We start from the raw sequence: 16755 nt of genomic DNA, 5'->3' as shown, positions 1-16755 counted from the left end.
TGTGCGGAACGTCCTTTTCGACGAGCGCGGGCCGATGAGCGCCGGCCCGGGCCCGGGTCAGCTGCGGATGAACACCTGCGTGGCGTAGAGCCGGTTGTCGCCGGCCACGGCGACGCCCATGCCCATGGAGGTGTGATCGGTGCGCAGCAGGTTGATCCGGTGTCCGGTCGAGGCCATCCACTGGTTGACGAGCTGCTGCGGGGTGGCGTTGCGCCAGTTCTGGAGCACGTTCTCCGACCAGCGGGTGGCGCCGCTGGGAACCTGGTTGCGCAGGTCGGGGTTGTGGTACATCCGGTTTTCCGCCGCCTGGACCTGGCTCCAGGCGGTGGCCAACTGGACGAGCGCGTCATTGGACGGCAGCGGCGCGCGGCCGTTGGCGACCCGGGCCGCGTTGGTGGCGTCGTGGAGTTGCTGGCGGTACTCGGCGCTCGTGGGATCGAGTGCCGGGGCGGTGCCACCGCCGCCGCCGATGGCGACCCCGAAGGACGACCCCGGGACGAGGAACTGCTGCCCGGACGCGGCGGGAACTCCGAGTCCGCCGACCGCCATGGTGGCGGCGGCGACAACGGCGAGGGGCTTGACGAAACGAGGGGAAGTTCGGCGCACGGGAGGGACTCCATTCCTGCACGTCCCGAGGGGGAGGGCGTGCAGGAGCCACGGTAGAGACCAACACCGTTCCGGGCTAGAGGACTTGGGAAATCTAGCCGTATTTTCACACTGTTAACCGGCAGTGCGCCGGCGCGGTCACCCCCGTTCGAAGTCCAGCACTACGTGGATTCTTCCGTCCCCGTCGGTGGCGGTGCCCACCCCGACCTTTGCGAATTCGCCGTCCAGCATGCGTTCGCGCATGCCCGTGTCGGTGAGCATGGCGGTGAGCACGTTCTGCGGTGTGGCTTCCGGGGGCAGAGTCAGCACAGTGCGGTCCCGGGTCTCGCCGCTCTCGGGGACCGGGAGGTCGCCGGTCGTGGGGTCGCCGGCGGCCAGCTGGTCCGCGCGGACCTCGGCCTCGACGGACAGGGCCGGATCGGTGACCAGACGCTCGGCGCCGACCGCGGTGCGCGCCTCGTTGACCCCGGCGACGACGCTGCCCTCGAACGCCTTCCGCGCGACCTCGGGCGGGACCACCACGAGAGGAGCGTCCTGTGCGGCCACCGTCGCGGCCCCCGGTGCGGTCGCGCCCGGGATCAGCGAGGCCAGGCCGGGGATGTCCAGGGGAAACGGGAGGGCGAGCTCCAGGGACCCCTGGGCGGACGCGGTGCCCGCGCCGGTGGCGAGCAGCAGGGCCGAAGCGCCGGCGACGACGGCGGAGCGAATGGGATGACGCACGTGGGTTGTCCTTTCCTCGGGCGGCGGCCGGAGCCGGGCCCGGCGGGGATCGTTGACGGCAAGACTACTGCCGTGAGTTCACTTACGCATCTTTCGTCTCATAAGTCAAATCCGTTACATCGCCTGTAGTGGGCGACAGGGTTGAGCCGGGGGGTGGAGCCGGGGTGGAGGCGCCCACACATCTCCGACTGGCAACGATCGGTTCGACCCCCGGCACCGAACCGTGATCGGCGTTACGGTCGGAACCATGACGCCGATCCAACGCACCCGGAACATCGATCCGATCACCGCCGACGATCTTCAGGCACTCGGGACCGCATCCGGTCCCGCGGTGTCGGTCTTCATGCCGACCCACCGCGGCGGGCCGGAGACCCGGGAGGGGCCGATGAGGCTGCGCTCTCTGCTCGACCGCGCGCAGTCCGAGCTGGTCACCCGGGGCACCCCGGCCGAGGAGGCCGCCGAGCTGCTCGCGCCGCTGCGGGAGCTGGGGAACGAGGACCCCTTCTGGCAGCACACGGCGCACGGCCTGGCCCTCTATGCCGCCCCGGGGATCGCGCGGGTCTTCCGTGTGGACACCGAGATGCCGGAGACGGTCCACGTGTCCGACTCGTTCGCCGTCCGTCCTCTGGTCCCGGCCGCGATCGCCGACGGCGAGTTCCTGATCCTGGCCCTGAGCCAGAACTCGGTGCGACTGTTCGAGGCCACCCGGGGGTCGGTCCACGAGCGGGACATCGGCACCGCACCGGCGTCGATGGAGGACGCGGAGGGTCGCACCGAGCGCGAGCCCCAGCTCCAGCACCAGGCGGCGGCCGGGGGCACCGCCGCCTTCCACGGACACGGCGCCGGGGGTGAGGTGGACCGCGTGATGCTCGAGAAGTTCTTCCGCCAGGTGGCCACGGGGATCGACGAGCTCCTCGCAGGGCAGGAGCGACGACCGCTCGTCCTGGCCTCGGTGGCCGAGCATCACCCGATGCTCAGGAGCGAGCTGTCCTACCCGCACCTGCTCGACCAGGTGGTGGCCGGGAACCCCGATCATCTCGACGGTGCGGAGCTCAAGGAGAAGGCGTGGCCGCTCGTGCAGCCGGCCCTCATCGCCGACGCCGCCGCGGCGACCGAGCGGTTCGGCGAGGCGCTCGGGACCGGCCTCGGGATCAGTGACCCGAGGGAGATCGTCGCCGCCGCCGCGGAGGGTCGGGTGGAGACCCTGATCCTCACCGGGGCGATCTGCCGACCGGAGGATCAGCCGGGGGACCTCGACGACGCCGTGGGCCACACCTGCGCCACGTCCGGGCGGCTCGTGGTGCTCGAGGCGCTCCCGCACGGCAATTCCGTCGGCGCGATACTGCGCTACTGATCGCGGTGCCGCGTTCGGGCTCCCGCGCGACACGACCTTACCCGTGGGTAAGGTCGGCCTCCGGCAGGGCACAATGGGCCCCATGAGCTCCAGCCACCCGCATCTGACCAGCCCCCTCGCCGTCGGGCCTCTCACGCTGCGCAACCGCGTGGTCATGGGGTCGATGCACACCGGGCTCGAGGACCGGAGCAAGCACCTGCCCGAACTGACGGCCTACTTCGTCGAGCGGGCCCGCGGCGGCGCCGCGATGATGGTCACCGGCGGGTTCTCGCCCGACATCGAGGGCTGGCTGCTCCCCGCCGGGTCGATGATGGCCAGTCGGCGGATGGCGGACAAGCACCGCGCGCTCACCGATGCCGTCCGCGCCGAGGGCTCGCACATCCTGCTCCAGCTCCTGCACGCAGGGCGGTACGGCTACCAGCCGTTCGTCCGCTCGGCCTCGTCCACCAAGTCCCCGATCAGCATGTTCACGGCGCGCGGCCTGAGTTCCCGCGGCGTCGAGCGCACCATCGACCACTGGGTGCGGGCCGCGCGGCTGGCGCGGCGTGCGGGGTACGACGGGGTCGAGATCATGGGCTCCGAGGGCTACCTGATCAACCAGTTCCTCGCCGCCCGCACCAACCAGCGCACCGACTCCTGGGGCGGCACCGCGAGCAAGCGGATGCGCTTCCCCGAGGAGATCGTCCGACGGATCCGGGCCGAGGTGGGACCGGACTTCCTCATCCAGTACCGCATCAGCGTGCTGGACCTGGTCGAGGGCGGCCAGACCTGGGACGAGACCGCAGAGCTCGCCCAGCGACTCGAGGCCGCGGGCGCCGACGTGTTCAACACCGGGATCGGATGGCACGAGGCGCGCATCCCCACCATCGTCACCTCGGTGCCCCGCGCGGCGTTCGTCGATCTGGCGGCCCGGCTCAAGCAGACCGTCGGCGTGCCGGTGATCGCCTCCAACCGCATCAACACCCCGGACGTGGCCGAGCAGATCCTCGCGACCGGGCAGGCCGACCTGGTCTCGATGGCGCGGCCGCTGCTGGCGGACCCGGCGTTCGCGGCCAAGGTCACCGAGGGGCGGGCGGACGAGATCAACATCTGCATCGCCTGCAATCAGGCGTGTCTCGACCACACCTTCGCCAACAAGCGGGCGTCGTGCCTGGTCAACCCCCGCGCGGGCCGGGAGACCGAACTGCTGCTCACCGTGGCGCCCTCGCGCCGGCGGGTGGCGGTGGTCGGCGCGGGTCCCGCGGGTCTGGCCTGCGCGGAGGCGGCCGCGACGCGGGGTCTGTCCGTGGAGGTGTTCGAGGCCGAGGACGAGATCGGCGGGCAGTTCCGTTACGCCATGCGCGTTCCGGGCAAGGAGGAGTTCGCGGCGTCCCTGGCCTACTTCAGCCGACGCCTCGACGTTCTGGGGGTCCCCGTCCACCTGGGCCGACGAGTCGCTGCCGCGGACCTGGGGGACGTCGACCACGTCGTGGTGGCCACCGGCGTCCGCCCGCGGGAGATCACGATCCCCGGTGGCGACCATCCGATGGTCATGACCTACCCCGAGCTGCTCACCGGTGCCCGCAGGCCCGGGCGTCGGGTGGCGGTGATCGGCGCCGGCGGGATCGGTGTGGACGTGTCCGAGTTCCTCCTCGCCGGCGGGCCCGGGCTGGCTCTCGACGGCCGCCGAGCCCACGGTCACTCCACCGACGTAGAGGCCTGGAAGCGTCACTGGGGTGTGGTGGACCCGGCCGTCGAACGCTCGGGACTGGGCACCGCCGTCCTGGAGGAGCCCGCGCACGAGGTGCACCTGCTCCAGCGCAAGACCACCTCGATCGGCAAGGGCCTGGGCAAGACGACCGGCTGGGTCCACCGCGCCGAACTCAAGACCGGCGGCGTGAACCAGTACACCGGGGTCACCTACGAGAAGATCGACGACGACGGGCTGCACATCTTCGACAGCGACGGCAGGCCGCGGCTCGTACCCGTGGACACTGTCGTGGTGTGCGCGGGCCAGGAGTCGGTGCGCGATCTCGCGGACGAGCTGACCCGGGCCCGGGGTGCGGGGAACCGCGGACCCGGGGTCCACGTGATCGGCGGCGCGGACGTGGCCGCAGAGCTGGACGCCAAGCGTGCCATCAAGCAGGGCGTGGAGCTCGCGGCCACCCTCTGAGCATCCGCCCCTGCCTCCGTCCCCCCGCCTGGCGGACCCCGTCCCCCTGCCTGGCGGACCCCGTCCCTCACGTGGCGGACAGAATTCGTGTCCGGCGGGCCGTCCTTCGCATCAGATGTCCGCCGACCGGGGCGGGGTGTCCGCCAACCACAGCCAACCGCGGTGGGGCCGGGGCGGGGTGTCCGCCAACCACAGCCAACCGTGGTGGGGCCGGGGCGGGGTGTCCGCTAAGCGGGGGAAGGGTGGGTACCGGAGCCCGCGTAGAGGGGCTGCCCTGGTCAGGCGCAGCGCTTCTCCCGGCGGCGGTCGACGATGCTGAACGCCAGCGCTCCCGCCGCCAACGCGGCGATCAGTCCCAGCGCCGCCCGGAACGCCAGCAGCCAGTCGTCCTGCGACTCGACGATCCAGAACAGCACGCCGGGAACCACGGCCGTGCCGATCGCGGTGCCCATGCGCTGACCCAGCGAGATGATGCTGCCGGCCACCCCGCCGTACGCGGGGTCGACCGCGCGGACCGTGAGCGTCTGGTTGGGCGAGATGGTCATGCCCTGCGCGGTACCCATCAGCGCGGCGGGCGCCATGAAGATCAGGTACCCCACCGCACCGGACTCCACCAGGCCCGCGAGCAGGATGAACGTGGCCAGCGCGGTGAGGGTGAGGCAGAACCCCACTATCACCAACCGCCGCCCGAGCATGAGCACGAAGCGCCCCGCCACCTGCGCGGACACCGCGGCGCAGATCGAGGCGGGAAGGCTCACCAGGGCGGAATCGATCGGCGCGTACCCCAGGTGGAACTGCAGGTACATGGGCATGACGATCCACAGACTGGTCCCGCCCATGAAGTAGATCGAGACGATGATCATGCCGTTGCGGAACGCCGGATCCCGGAAGATCTCGGGATTGACCAGCGGCGGTCGACCGATGCGCTCGTAGCGGCGCTCCCACCAGGCGAAGGCCCCCAGAAGGGCCACCCCGAGCGGGACCAGGGCCCACATCGCGGGGTTCGCACCGCGGTTGAGGAAGGGCAGCATCACCGAGAGGACCGCCGCCCCGAGCAGCACGATGCCGACCGGGTCCACGTCCAGACGCCTGGGACGCGTGGGCGGGGCGGCGGGGGCGGGGACCACGGTGTCGTCGTCGTCCTCCAGGTAGGCCAGCGTGCCGGCGCGCGCTCTCGATCCGCCGACGTCGTGGCCGTCGCGGTCGGTCCAGGGCAGCGCGCGGTCGTCGGGCAGCCATCTCTGGCCCAGCACCAGGGCGATCACGCCGAGCGGCACGTTGACGAAGAACATCGCGCGCCACCCCAGGTCGTCGCCCAGGGCCTCGATGAGCAGGCCACCGACCAGGGGGCCCGAGGCCGTGGCCACCGAGACCGTGGTGGCCATGGTGGCGAACGCGCGGGCGCGGGCCGCTCCGCGGAAATACTTCTGGATGAGCCCGAAGGTCTGCGGATTGAGCATCCCGGACCCGATGCCCTGCACCACCCGCGCGGCGTTGAGCATCTCGATGCTCTGGGCGAGCCCGGCGATCACGGCCCCGGCGGTGAAGACGGCGACGCCGGCGAGGAAGATCCGCTTGCGGCCGGTCGCGTCCCCGAGTCGTCCCGACGGCACCAGCAGCAGGCCGAACGACAGCGCGTAGCCCGAGACCACCCACTGCAGCCCGGTGGACCCGGCCTCGAGAGCCGGGCCGATCACGGGGAGCGCCACGTTGATGACCGACAGGGCGAGCAGCGCCATGAACAGCGGGACCATCAGTGTGGTGAGGACCCGCGCCGCGCTCACGGGCGGTTCGGCCGCGGGAGTCACGGGGTGGTCGGTCACCCGGGCGATGGTAGCCCTGGTTCGACCGGGGGCGGCCGACCGGCGAGCGGCGGGCGCACCCGCGCGCGTTCACGGGTCCAGCGCACAGCTCCCGCGTATGGGTCCCGCACGCAGCTCCCGTGCACAGCTCCCGCGCACAGGTCCCGCCTAAGTCCGATGTGTAGCCTCGGCGGACTGATGCACCCATCAACGTCAGGAGATCGAGTGCTGAAGAACACGAGGAGGCTGGTCGCGGTCGCTGCGGGAGCCGTGCTCGTCACCGCGGGCTGCGGTGCCCCGGGCGACGGCGACGACGCCGCGCAGGGCGAACCGACCGCCGCGACCGAACAGGCGGACCCGCAGTCCGACCCCGCGCAGGACGGCGCGGGCCCGAACCTCGACGACATCCCGGATCCGGTGGCCGAGGTCAACGGCACGGAGATCAGCAAGGACGAGTTCGTCACCGTCTTCGAGGGCCAGTATCAGCAGATGGCCATGCAGGCGCAGATGACCGGCCAGCCGGTCGACGAGGACCAGCTCCGGTCGCAGACCCTCGAGGGGCTGGTCGGGAGCGAGCTGCTGCGGCAGGAGGCGCTGGAGCGCGGACTCGAGGTCTCGGACGCCGAGGTCGACACCGCGCTCGCCGGATTCGCCGAGGCCAACCAGGCCAGCGAGGACGAGTTCTTCGCCGCGATGGGCGAGCAGGGGATGGACCGCGACGACGTGATGGAGCAGATCGAGAAGCAACTTCTCGTGGAGAAGCTCATCGTCGACGAGTACGGCGAGTTCTCCGCGACGGACGAGGAGATCGAGGCCGCCTACCAGCAGTTGGCCCAGCAGCAGGCGATGTCGGGCGGTCAGGCGGGTGGAGGACTGCCCCCGCTCGAGCAGGTCCGCGACGAGGTCGAGGAGCAGTTGGTCGCAGAGCAGCAGGCGCAGGCCATGCAGACGCTCTCCGAGGAACTGCGCGAGGGTGCGGACGTGACCGAGCACCTCTAGCGGAACCGGCCGCGAGGCGCGGGGGTCCGTGGTGGAATCGGTTCCATGGGCGCACCGGGCGGGATCCTCGCGGCTGGCGCCGCGGCAGTCAGCGCGACCTCCGCAGCGGCGCGGACGGCGGCACGGACGGCGACGCTTGTGGCGGCAGTGACGAGCCTTGTCGTCCTGAGCGCCTCGTCGGCCGCGGCTCAGCCGGTCCCGGCCCGGTCGGACACTGATCAGTCGCCGGCCGCGCCGCCCGGATTGGGCCCCGGCGGTACCTCCACGGTCCACGGGGACGTGGCCTCCACCGACACGATGCCGGGTCGCGGGCCGGGGGCGGACCCCGCCGTCGTGGGTGCCCTGACCGGGGCCACGTGTTCCACCGTGTTCGTGGGCACGGACGGCATGCCCGTCGCCCTGTGCACCTCGTACGTGGGACTCCATCCGCCGACCCCGCTCGCGCCGACGGTCAAGCTGTTCCACCCCGAGACCGCGGTGGTGCTGGCGGAGGTGCAGTTGGCCAAGGGCGCACTGCTCGGTGGGGTGTACGGCTACCTCGACGAGCGCGACCGGGTGGTGGTGGCCGAAGGCAACCGCAGGCTCCTCGCGGTCGGGCACCGTCGCGACCCGGATGGCACCTGGCGGATGTCGGTCGAGGTCCTGGCCGACCTCTCGGCGGGCGTCCCGGACGGGGACGCGGTGACCGGCCTGATCCCCGCGTTCGACGGGCGGATCTGGTTCGCGACCTCCGGCGGGGTGGTGGGAACCGTACTTCCCGGCGACGACGACACCGTGCGCACCCTCGCCCTGCCGGCAGGGGAGAGGATCACCAACGGGCTGACCGTCCGGCCGGGCGGCGCCTCGGTGATCACCACCCGTGCGCTGTACGAGGTGGACCTGGCGCCCGACGGGACCCCGCAGGTGCGGTGGCGGCACGCTTACGAGGTGGGCCCGGCACGCAAGCCCGGCCTGCTCGCGCACGGGTCGGGCACCACGCCCACGTACTTCGGGCCGGGTGACTCGCTGGTGGCGATCACCGATGACGCCGAGCATCCGGATTTGATCGTCCTGCGCCGAACCGACGGCGCCGAAGTGTGCAGGATGCCGGCGTTCGCCACGTCGCTCGCACCGGCCTCCGCCGCCCCGGACGGGGTACTGATCGAGGGGCCAGCCGCCACGGAGAACTCGATCATCGCGGTCGGGGATGCGCTCGTGCTGGTCAACACGTACGGATACGAGTACCCGCCGTTCGCCGTCGACGGACCGGCCGCGCCCGCCTCCGCGCCGTACACGGGCGGCATGACCCGCATCGACGTGCGCACGGACGGGGCCGGGGGTGTGGAGGGCGCCTGCTCACGGGCGTGGACCTCGCTCGCGCGCACCGCCTCGTTGCCCAAGCTCACCACGGGTGACGGACAGATTCACGCACTGGCCTACGGCCCGCCCGGCGTGCACCCCGCACTGGATCAGGGGCTGGCACAGAAGTTCGGCCCGGTCGACGTGACCTCGACGGATGTGGAAACTGGCATGGAGGTCGCCCGAACGTTCGTGGGCGTGGCTCCGCTGGACGAGCCGATGGAGCTCACCGGCACCGTCGTCTCCCGCGGAGACGGGGCAGGAGTGATGTGGCAACCCACCCTCACCCGGATGCTCCGGATCGGCCCCGCCTGAGCCTCCGACACTCCAGCCGCCCGGTCGACCGGAGCCCCATCCGGCCTACGGTTAGTCAATGAATACAGCACGGGCCACCGTCACTTTTTCGAATGGCGCCGAACTCGAACCCGGTGCCTTCAAGGCTGTCCATGTCCCAGTGGTGTTGGCGAAGACCTTGCCCCCGGCGGGCTCCCAGAGCCACTGCTCACCCGGGCAGAGGAACCGTTCAGTGGCGTCCATCCTGATGTTGCCGAGTTGCACATGGAACCAGCATCGGTCGCCGTTCGTGAGGTCCACGTAGACCGGCACAGGTTCAGTGCCGCTCCGCGGGTCGTAGCTTCCGTCGAGAATCTGGACACGGGCGTGGCGGGTGAACTCCAGTTCACCGGTGGAGTGCCGGGACGGGCACCATGCGGTGGAGCCGTCGGTGGAGCAGAAGTAGATGGAGCCGTCCGTGTACATGCGACCGCATCGGAACAGGTCCTCGTCCATGGGGCCGCAGCCCCAAGCGTCGACCTCTCCGTCCAGTTCGCCGAAGCCGGGCGCGAGCGATCCGTCGTAAAGGTACGGGTTGTACACGACGATCTCGGTCTGGCCGCTAATCGTGGTCGACCTATGGGTTGCGCCGGAGCCCGAGCCCGCCGCTGAGGAAGCCCCGGTGCCCGGCAGGCATCGACACAGCACGATTCGGGAGATTCGATCACCGTCGGCGGTTATCTTCCAGGCAGTTCCGGCCTCACGGCTCGCGGCGAACAGGCGGGTGGTCCCGTCGGTAGCCTCCACGGGCTCGCCATACAACTCGACCGCCCTGCTCACCTGATCGCCCACGGCGAGGCCGTCGACGGTGCGGCCATCGTGGGGTCGGATCTCGATGACAGTGCCGGAGGAGTCGAAGAGGTAGTCGCAGTCGACGTAGGTGATGATCGTGTCCTCGCCGTCGGCCGTGCCGGCTGACTGGGCCGGGAAATCCGGGTGGGTCCCCACGATGTCGTTGTAGTGGGTTCCCAGATCGATCCCGCCGAGGCCCGTGGGGGTCAGCACCGCCGAGTTGCCGTCGATGTCGCGGGCCGCCATCAGTCGGGTGGCGAGCTGGTCGGCGTCGTCGGCGGTGACGAAGAGCCCGTCGGTGGTGCGGGCGATGCACGCCAGTTCCGGAGTGGCCGTCTTGAACCCGACGGTAGATATCCGGAGTCTCGGATTCTGCTCACGGAGCTTGGCGGCGGCCTCGCACGGCGGGTCTCCGCAGCTGTCCTCGCCGTCGGAGATGACGATCACCGCGGAGTCCCCCTCGGGGAGCAGTCCGGCGGCCTGCCGGAGCGACTCGGCGATGGGGGTGTAACCGCTCGGATCAAGCGCATCGACCTGCTGGGAGAGAGTTCCCCGATGCTCGTCGACACCGATGGGAGCGGGCTCGGCGAGCGTGGTGACATCGCGGCATCCCGCCTCCTGGGATCCGGGCGCGTCATCGGTGGAGGTGCCATACGTGACCAGGCCCAGGACGGCGTCGTCCGGGAGCACACCGATTAGCCCGTCGGCCGCGGCCTTCGCGGCATCGATCCGAGGCCCGGGGGCGTCGTCGATGAGCATCGACGCCGAGGCGTCCACGACGAGGACGGTGGGCACGCCCGTGGACAGAGCTGCGTCGATGTTCTCGGTCGGGCCGTCATCACCGGGCGAACCGCACGCGGACAGGCCCAGCGCCAGCGCGACGGCCGCGCAGGCCGCAACCCTCGAACTCCGGGTACGGGAGCGGCCGTAGCGGTTAGGTCGACCGTCCCGAGCGGGAGGAGCAGGGCGCATCCCGTGATGATGACAGCGCACGGTGCCGCCGTCTGTCCCTCGAACGTCTGACAATCGGCGTGGAGCGCGCGCGTGTGCAATCGCCTCGCGGGGCAGGGCCGGGCGGGGCGGGCCGGGACGACGACGGAGGGGTCGGGGTGACTCGCGGTGACTCAGTCGGTGGGGCGGACCACGGCGACAGCGCACGGTGCCGTCTGGAGCAGGCGTCGGCTGACCGATCCCAGCAACAGTCCGGCGAACCCGCCGTGGCCGCGCGACCCGGTCACCAAGAGGGCGGCTCCCGAGGCCTCCGTGGCGATGGTCGTGGCGGGTTCGCCGACGACGAGGACCAGGTCGACGGCTACTCCCGGGTGTCGGGCCTCGTGTGGGGCGAGGGCGTCGGCGACGGCCTTCTCGTCCTCGGCGAGGACATCCTCCGCGAGCTGATCGAGGTCGAACAGCGACGCGCCCGGCAGGCGGGGAGCCTCGACGGAGTGGATGACCCGCAGGGTGGCGCCGCGGCGTTCGGCCTCGGCGAAGGCGAACCTTGCGGCCGGGTCCCCGGCCTCGGACCCGTCGGCGGCCAGCACCACCGGGCCGCTGTCGTGGCCCTCGGGCGTGCGCGGGGTGATCACGAGGACGGGGCACCTGGCATGTTCGACCACCCCGGCGGAGGTGGATCCCATGGCGAAGTCCTCGCGGGCCGTCAGGCCGCGGCTGCCCATCACGATCGCCGAGGCGTATCCGGTCGACTCGACGAGTGCGCCGACGGGACTGTCCGCCACGACGCGGTAGGTCGTGGGGACCTGTCCGACGAGGTCGGCCAGCTGGTCCCGCATGGCGCCCTCGACGTTCGCCCGGGCGGTCTCGTCAAAGGCGACGACGCGGCCCACGGCACGGTCGGCGGAGATCACCTCGAGAGTCGTGTGATGGTCACGTGCCCAGGTCGCGGCCCAGGACACGGCCCGGCGGGCATCCCGCGAGCCGTCGTAGCCGCATACGACCGGTCCGGTGGCGGTCTCCGTCATGGCGTCCTCCTGCGGTTTCGGCGTCGTGGGCCAGCTTAGTCGGCGGGCGCCGGGGCGGAGGAGAGAGCTGATCGCGGCGATCGTCGCCGTTACCAAAACGGAACCAGTCCTTTTCTGGACTAGTTCCAATTAGTTGGCTACAGTGGGTGGCATGACGACGGAAGTGCAGGACCCGGGAGCGCAGCTCCGGTCGGCCGGGCTGAGGGTCACCTCCCCCCGGCTGGCGGTCCTCGCCGTCGTCGACAGTCGTCCCCACATCGCGGCCGAGGACGTCGCGGTACTGGTCCGGGAACGGCTGGGCGCGGTGTCCACGCAAACCGTCTACGACGCGCTGCGCGTGTGCACCGACGTCGGCCTCATGCGTCGTATCGAACCGGCCGGGTCCCCGGCGCGGTACGAGCGTCGCACCGGGGACAACCATCACCACCTCGTGTGCCGGCAGTGTGGCCGGATCGAGGACGTCGAATGCGCGGTAGGGCATGCGCCCTGCCTGCAGGCGGACCATGATCACGGCTTCCTGATCGACGAGGCCGAGGTCAACTACTGGGGCACATGTCCCGAATGTCAGGCGGGCGGTGGCCGTCTCGGTGAAGATTGAGACCCAGGCCACATCGCCCAACACCCCATCACATCGAGGAGCACCAGACGTGACCACGCATCCCGCCGATCGAGGCGTACGCGACTTCCAGCCCAACTCCGCCAGCACCACCGACAGCGGTCAGCCGGTCCCGAGCGACGAGTTCAGCGCCCGGCTCGGCGAACTCGGTCCGCAGCCGATCCACGACTTCTATCTGATCGAGAAGCTCGCCCACTTCAACCGCGAGAACGTCCCCGAGCGTCTTCCCCACGCCAAGGGTTCGGGCGCCTTCGGCGAGTTCGTCACCACCGAGGACGTCTCGGACATCACCTGCGCCGGACTGTTCCAGAAGGGCGTCACGACCCCGATGCTCGCCCGTTTCTCCACCGTCGCCGGGGAGAAGGGCAGCCCGGACACCTGGCGGGACCCGCGCGGTTTCGCGCTGAAGTTCTACACCGACGAGGGCAACTACGACATGGTCGGCAACAACACGCCGGTCTTCTTCGTCCGCGACGCCCTGAAGTTCCCGGACTTCATCCACTCGCAGCGCCGCAAGAACGCCTCCGGCCTGCGGAACCACGCCATGCAGTGGGACTTCTGGACCCTGAGCCCGGAGTCGACCCACCAGGTCACCTGGCTCATGGGCGACCGCGGGATCCCCGCCACCTGGCGCCACATGGACGGCTTCGGCTCGCACACCTACCAGTTCATCAACGCCGCGGGCGTGCGCCACTGGGTCAAGTTCCACTTCAAGACCAACCAGGGCATCGACTTCCTCACCCAGGACGAGGCCGACAAGCTCGCCGGTGAGAACGCCGACTACCACCGCCAGGACCTCTACGAGTCCATCGGCAAGGGTGAGTTCCCGTCGTGGGACCTGCACGTCCAGGTGATGCCGGTCGACGAGGCGGCGACCTACCGCTTCAACCCGTTCGACCTCACCAAGGTCTGGTCGCAGAAGGACTACCCGCTGCGCAAGATCGGCACCATGACGCTTAACCGGAACCCGCAGAACCACCACGCCCAGATCGAGCAGGCCGCGTTCGCGCCGACCAACATCGTCAAGGGCATCGGCTTCTCCCCGGACAAGATGCTCCTCGGCCGTGTCTTCGCGTACCCGGACATCCAGCGGTACCGCATCGGTGCCAACTACCAGCAGGTTCCGGTCAACCGCCCGCTCTCGCCGGTGAACTCCTACTCCAAGGAGGGCGCCATGCAGTACGAGTTCCCGCACCCGGCGCAGGCGGAGTACGCCCCCAACACCCTCGACGGCCCGGCCGCGGACAAGGCCCAGGCGTTCGACTTCGGTGACTGGGACACCAAGGGCTCGGAGATCTACCGTGGGGACGTGTCGCCGCACGCCGACGACACCGACCAGGCGCAGGCCACGACGCTGTACCGCGAGGTCCTCGACGACGCCGCCCGCGAGCGGCTGTCGTCTAACATCGCGGGCCACGTGAGCAAGATCGATCCGTCGGAGACCGAGCTCCTCGAGCGCGTGTACGCCTACTGGGCCGCTGTGGACCCCGGGTTGTGCGAGGCGGTCAAGGCCGGCGTCGAGTCCGGGCCGCGCGGTAACCACCGTCGCCAGGAGTGACGACGCGGTAGCCGAGCACGGTGAGCTGAGCACAAACGTGCACGGCGAGCCCGGCACGACTGCGGTACGGGGCCCGATCCCGCGACGAGCGGGGTCGGGCCCTTCCCGTGCGCGGGGCCGCTCTTCCGCCGGGCCTGAACGGTCGCGCCTCCGCTGGGCTTTATCGGTTACGCGCCCGAAATGGTCCATTGCGGCAGCGCGAGTCATCGACGAGCGGGCATAGGCGACGCGCAACCCGGCGGGGGCGGCCGGGCGGTGGCATAGGCGACGCGCCACCCGGTTGGGGGCGTCGGGGCAGGGGGTCTGCGGAGCGCTGGGTCAACCGCCGCGGACCACGGCGAGGGCGTCATGGTCCGCGATGGCCCGACAGGCCCGCCGCATGAGCAGGGCGAACATCTCGTCCCCGCGCTCGGTCCGGGTGCCGTACATCCAGCCGAAGATCCCGAGGACCGGGGTCTGGAGCAACCCGTACACGTAGTCGTCCCAGCAGGTGTCGAGGGAGTAGTCGGCCACCCCGAAGCCGACGAGCGCGCGGTGATAATCGGCCACGATCCCCCGCTCGGCAGCCCGGCGGTCGGCGACGTCCAGACTGGATCCGAGAAAACCGCCGAGGTCCCGCCCGGGCAGCCCCACGGTGAGAGTCTGCCAGTCGCAGGCCAGGGACGGCCGCTGCCCCGAGGGGTCGATCAGCATGTTGTCGGCGCGATAGTCGGCGTGCAAGAGGGTGTAGCGATCGGACCGCCCGTTGGCCCAGTCGGCGATCAGCGGCGCGATCTCGGACAGGATCCGCCGCTCGTCGTCCTCGAGCCTGTCCCCCAACTCGGAGAGGAACGCCTCCAGCGCCGGCCCGCCGAGCTCCTGCAGGGTGACGTTGTCCTCGACCGACGGGCAGGAGAGCCCGTCGATGCCGCGCAGTGTCGGATCGCACCAGCGTGGTCCGTGCAGTCCGGCGAGGTTGATCGCGCAGTCGCGGGCGTCGTCGATCGTCAGTCCGGTGAGCTGGTCGCCCTGGACCAGCGGTGACACGTCGTCGAGCACGAGCGTGAAGTCGCCCTCCCGCTCCCCGAGAACCGCGAACCGGGCCCGAGGGACCCGCACGGCCACGGTCGGCGCCAGGTCACGGTAGAACAGGACCTCGCTGCGGTAGACGCCGTGCAGGAGCGGCCGCATGCCCTCGTCGGGGTTCGGGAGTTTGACGAACAGCGTCGGAGGCAGCCCGTCACCGTCCACGTGGGCGACCACGCAGCAGCCGATCTGCCCCGTCCCCACGGCCTCGGTCCGCGCGGACCTGACCTCGGTGCCGAGCGCCGCGGTGAGCCACTGCGCCGTCACCTCCTCCGGCGTACAGACCACGGGGGCGCTCGACTCGACACCGGTCATGTCTGGGGGTCCTTCCGCAGGAGGAATCGTCCGGGGTTGGTGGCGAGGCGGTCGAACCGGCGGGGGTCGCGCCGCCGGCGCCAGGCGGCCAGGACCGGGGCGAGCTCGTCCGGGGTGGCGCCGTGCAGGACGACGGAGTCCGCGCCGAGCGCGAGCTGCCCCTCGATGCGGTCGGCGCAGTGGTCTGCGCTGCCGACCGCCGCGCAGGCCACCCACTCGTCGGGCAGCACCTCGCGGGCGTGGCGCAGGATGTCGAGGTCGTCGGTCGCGTCGAGCGCCCCGGAGTGCGCGGACAGGCGCTCGTCGGCGCGGAACCGTTCCAGGCCCGCCGGGTCCCAGCCGTTCACCCGGACCAGCACGTCGCCGTACCCGGTGAGGTAGGTGGCCAGGCGACCGACGAGCTTGCGCAGGCGCGCGGTCTCGTCGAGCGAGTCCTCGATGGTGGCCATCACCGACCAGATCCTCACCTGCGCCGGATCGCGGCCCGCCCGCTCGGCGGCCTCGCGGACCAGCCGGACGGATCTGGCGACGGCCGCGTCGGACATGAAGGTGTGCAGGACCACGCCGTCGGCGATCCGTCCGGCGAGCCGGAGCGAGTTGTCTCCCATGGCCATGAGCAGAACCGGGACGTCCTCGTCGAAGGACGAGTCCTGGACGAGGTAGGGGTAGCTGCCCGCCGGGCCGTCGTGGCCCACCACGGATCCGCCCCGCCACAGCGTGCGGTAGATGCCCACCGCGTCCTCGAGTTGCGCGGAGGTGACGTGCGGCAGGCCCATGATGTCGAACAGCAGCGGGATGCCGCGGCCCAGCCCGAAGGCGTACCGACCGCCGGACATCCGGTGCAGCGTGGTGGCCATGGTCGCGGTGACGAGCGGGTGCCGGGTGTTGTGGTTGGTCGCGGCGGTCCCCACGCCGATCCGGGTGGTCGCAGCGACCGCGGCACCCGCCATGACCGCCGCGTCCTTGAGGGCGAACCGTTCCGACAGGAGGATCGATCCGAGCCCCAGCTCCTCCGCCCGGGCCGCCTCGACGATGAGGTCGGCCGGCGACGCGCTGTGTCCGGCCAGGCCGTAGCAGGCGAGCTCGGGCATGAGCGGCAGGGCGGGGTCGTCGTAGGTCATGCGTG

13 protein-coding genes are annotated in these 16755 nt (G+C 71.0%); 6 read left to right on the top strand and 7 right to left on the bottom strand.

From position 1 onward, the window contains the following. Window positions 1–57 precede the first annotated feature (57 nt). Together H483_RS36610 and H483_RS36605 are read right to left on the bottom strand one after the other, a co-directional pair. A complete protein-coding gene (locus H483_RS36610; RefSeq protein WP_017838373.1) occupies window positions 58–606 on the bottom strand; it encodes a CAP domain-containing protein in 549 nt (182 codons plus the stop codon). Window positions 607–744: 138 nt separating this feature from the next. Further along, window positions 745–1326, bottom strand: coding sequence for a CAP domain-containing protein (locus H483_RS36605; protein ID WP_017838372.1), 582 nt, complete (start codon window positions 1324–1326; stop codon window positions 745–747). A 247-nt stretch (window positions 1327–1573) separates the two neighbouring features. Between H483_RS36605 and H483_RS36600 the strand changes: the two genes are divergently transcribed. After that, window positions 1574–2680 carry a hypothetical protein gene (locus H483_RS36600; protein WP_017838371.1) on the top strand — a complete coding sequence of 369 codons (1107 nt, stop codon included), beginning with the start codon at window positions 1574–1576 and terminating at the stop codon, window positions 2678–2680. Between the two features lie 82 nt (window positions 2681–2762). Beyond that, complete coding sequence (locus H483_RS36595) at window positions 2763–4832, top strand: NADPH-dependent 2,4-dienoyl-CoA reductase (protein ID WP_017838370.1); 2070 nt, start codon at window positions 2763–2765, stop codon at window positions 4830–4832. A 278-nt stretch (window positions 4833–5110) separates the two neighbouring features. Here the strand turns inward: H483_RS36595 and H483_RS36590 are convergent, their stop codons facing one another. Next, window positions 5111–6655 (bottom strand): MFS transporter, encoded by a 1545-nt coding sequence (locus tag H483_RS36590; RefSeq protein WP_017838369.1) that lies wholly within the window; start codon window positions 6653–6655, stop codon window positions 5111–5113. 204 nt (window positions 6656–6859) lie between these two features. On the opposite strand from H483_RS36590, the gene H483_RS36585 reads away from it, so the two are divergent. Both H483_RS36585 and H483_RS36580 read left to right on the top strand, forming a co-directional pair. Further along, window positions 6860–7633 carry a SurA N-terminal domain-containing protein gene (locus tag H483_RS36585; protein ID WP_017838368.1) on the top strand — a complete coding sequence of 258 codons (774 nt, stop codon included), beginning with the start codon at window positions 6860–6862 and terminating at the stop codon, window positions 7631–7633. Window positions 7634–7678: 45 nt separating this feature from the next. Next, on the top strand, window positions 7679–9286 hold the full coding sequence (locus H483_RS36580) for a hypothetical protein (RefSeq protein ID WP_238556398.1): 1608 nt from the start codon (window positions 7679–7681) through the stop codon (window positions 9284–9286). Between the two features lie 51 nt (window positions 9287–9337). On the opposite strand, the gene H483_RS38290 is transcribed toward H483_RS36580, so the two are convergent. Together H483_RS38290 and H483_RS36575 are read right to left on the bottom strand one after the other, a co-directional pair. Further along, complete coding sequence (locus tag H483_RS38290; protein ID WP_081615249.1) at window positions 9338–11068, bottom strand: VWA domain-containing protein; 1731 nt, start codon at window positions 11066–11068, stop codon at window positions 9338–9340. 152 nt (window positions 11069–11220) lie between these two features. Beyond that, window positions 11221–12075, bottom strand: a complete 855-nt coding sequence (locus H483_RS36575) for a universal stress protein (protein ID WP_017838365.1) — start codon at window positions 12073–12075, stop codon at window positions 11221–11223. Window positions 12076–12226: 151 nt separating this feature from the next. Here H483_RS36575 and H483_RS36570 point away from each other — a divergent pair, with 151 nt between their 5' ends. Further along, window positions 12227–12673, top strand: a complete 447-nt coding sequence (locus tag H483_RS36570; protein ID WP_031265271.1) for a Fur family transcriptional regulator — start codon at window positions 12227–12229, stop codon at window positions 12671–12673. A gap of 49 nt (window positions 12674–12722) precedes the next feature. Continuing rightward, the gene (locus H483_RS36565) at window positions 12723–14249 is read left to right on the top strand and encodes a catalase (RefSeq protein ID WP_017838363.1); all 1527 of its coding nucleotides are present in this window, start codon (window positions 12723–12725) and stop codon (window positions 14247–14249) included. 318 nt (window positions 14250–14567) lie between these two features. Here H483_RS36565 and H483_RS36560 read toward each other — a convergent pair whose 3' ends face one another. Both H483_RS36560 and H483_RS36555 read right to left on the bottom strand, forming a co-directional pair. Further along, the gene (locus tag H483_RS36560; protein ID WP_017838362.1) at window positions 14568–15629 is read right to left on the bottom strand and encodes a phosphotransferase family protein; all 1062 of its coding nucleotides are present in this window, start codon (window positions 15627–15629) and stop codon (window positions 14568–14570) included. Beyond that, window positions 15626–16750, bottom strand: a complete 1125-nt coding sequence (locus H483_RS36555) for a TIGR03857 family LLM class F420-dependent oxidoreductase (protein WP_017838361.1) — start codon at window positions 16748–16750, stop codon at window positions 15626–15628. Before H483_RS36555 ends, H483_RS36560 begins: the two co-directional genes overlap by 4 nt. Window positions 16751–16755: the final 5 nt, after the last annotated feature.

The sequence above is a fragment of the Dietzia sp. UCD-THP genome (genome assembly GCF_000349585.1).
Classification (GTDB): Bacteria; Actinomycetota; Actinomycetes; order Mycobacteriales; family Mycobacteriaceae; genus Dietzia; species Dietzia natronolimnaea_A.
Note: the sequence above shows the minus strand (reverse complement) of the source record. Positions and strands in the feature narration are given on the sequence as shown.

Coding starts and splice junctions, on each gene's coding strand:
- H483_RS36600 (WP_017838371.1), top strand. CDS start 1,574: ATGACGCCGATCCAACGCACCCGGAACATCGATCCGATCACCGCCGAC.
- H483_RS36595 (WP_017838370.1), top strand. CDS start 2,763: ATGAGCTCCAGCCACCCGCATCTGACCAGCCCCCTCGCCGTCGGGCCT.
- H483_RS36580 (WP_238556398.1), top strand. CDS start 7,679: ATGGGCGCACCGGGCGGGATCCTCGCGGCTGGCGCCGCGGCAGTCAGC.
- H483_RS38290 (WP_081615249.1), bottom strand. CDS start 11,068: ATGCGCCCTGCTCCTCCCGCTCGGGACGGTCGACCTAACCGCTACGGC.
- H483_RS36575 (WP_017838365.1), bottom strand. CDS start 12,075: ATGACGGAGACCGCCACCGGACCGGTCGTATGCGGCTACGACGGCTCG.
- H483_RS36570 (WP_031265271.1), top strand. CDS start 12,227: ATGACGACGGAAGTGCAGGACCCGGGAGCGCAGCTCCGGTCGGCCGGG.
- H483_RS36560 (WP_017838362.1), bottom strand. CDS start 15,629: ATGACCGGTGTCGAGTCGAGCGCCCCCGTGGTCTGTACGCCGGAGGAG.
- H483_RS36555 (WP_017838361.1), bottom strand. CDS start 16,750: ATGACCTACGACGACCCCGCCCTGCCGCTCATGCCCGAGCTCGCCTGC.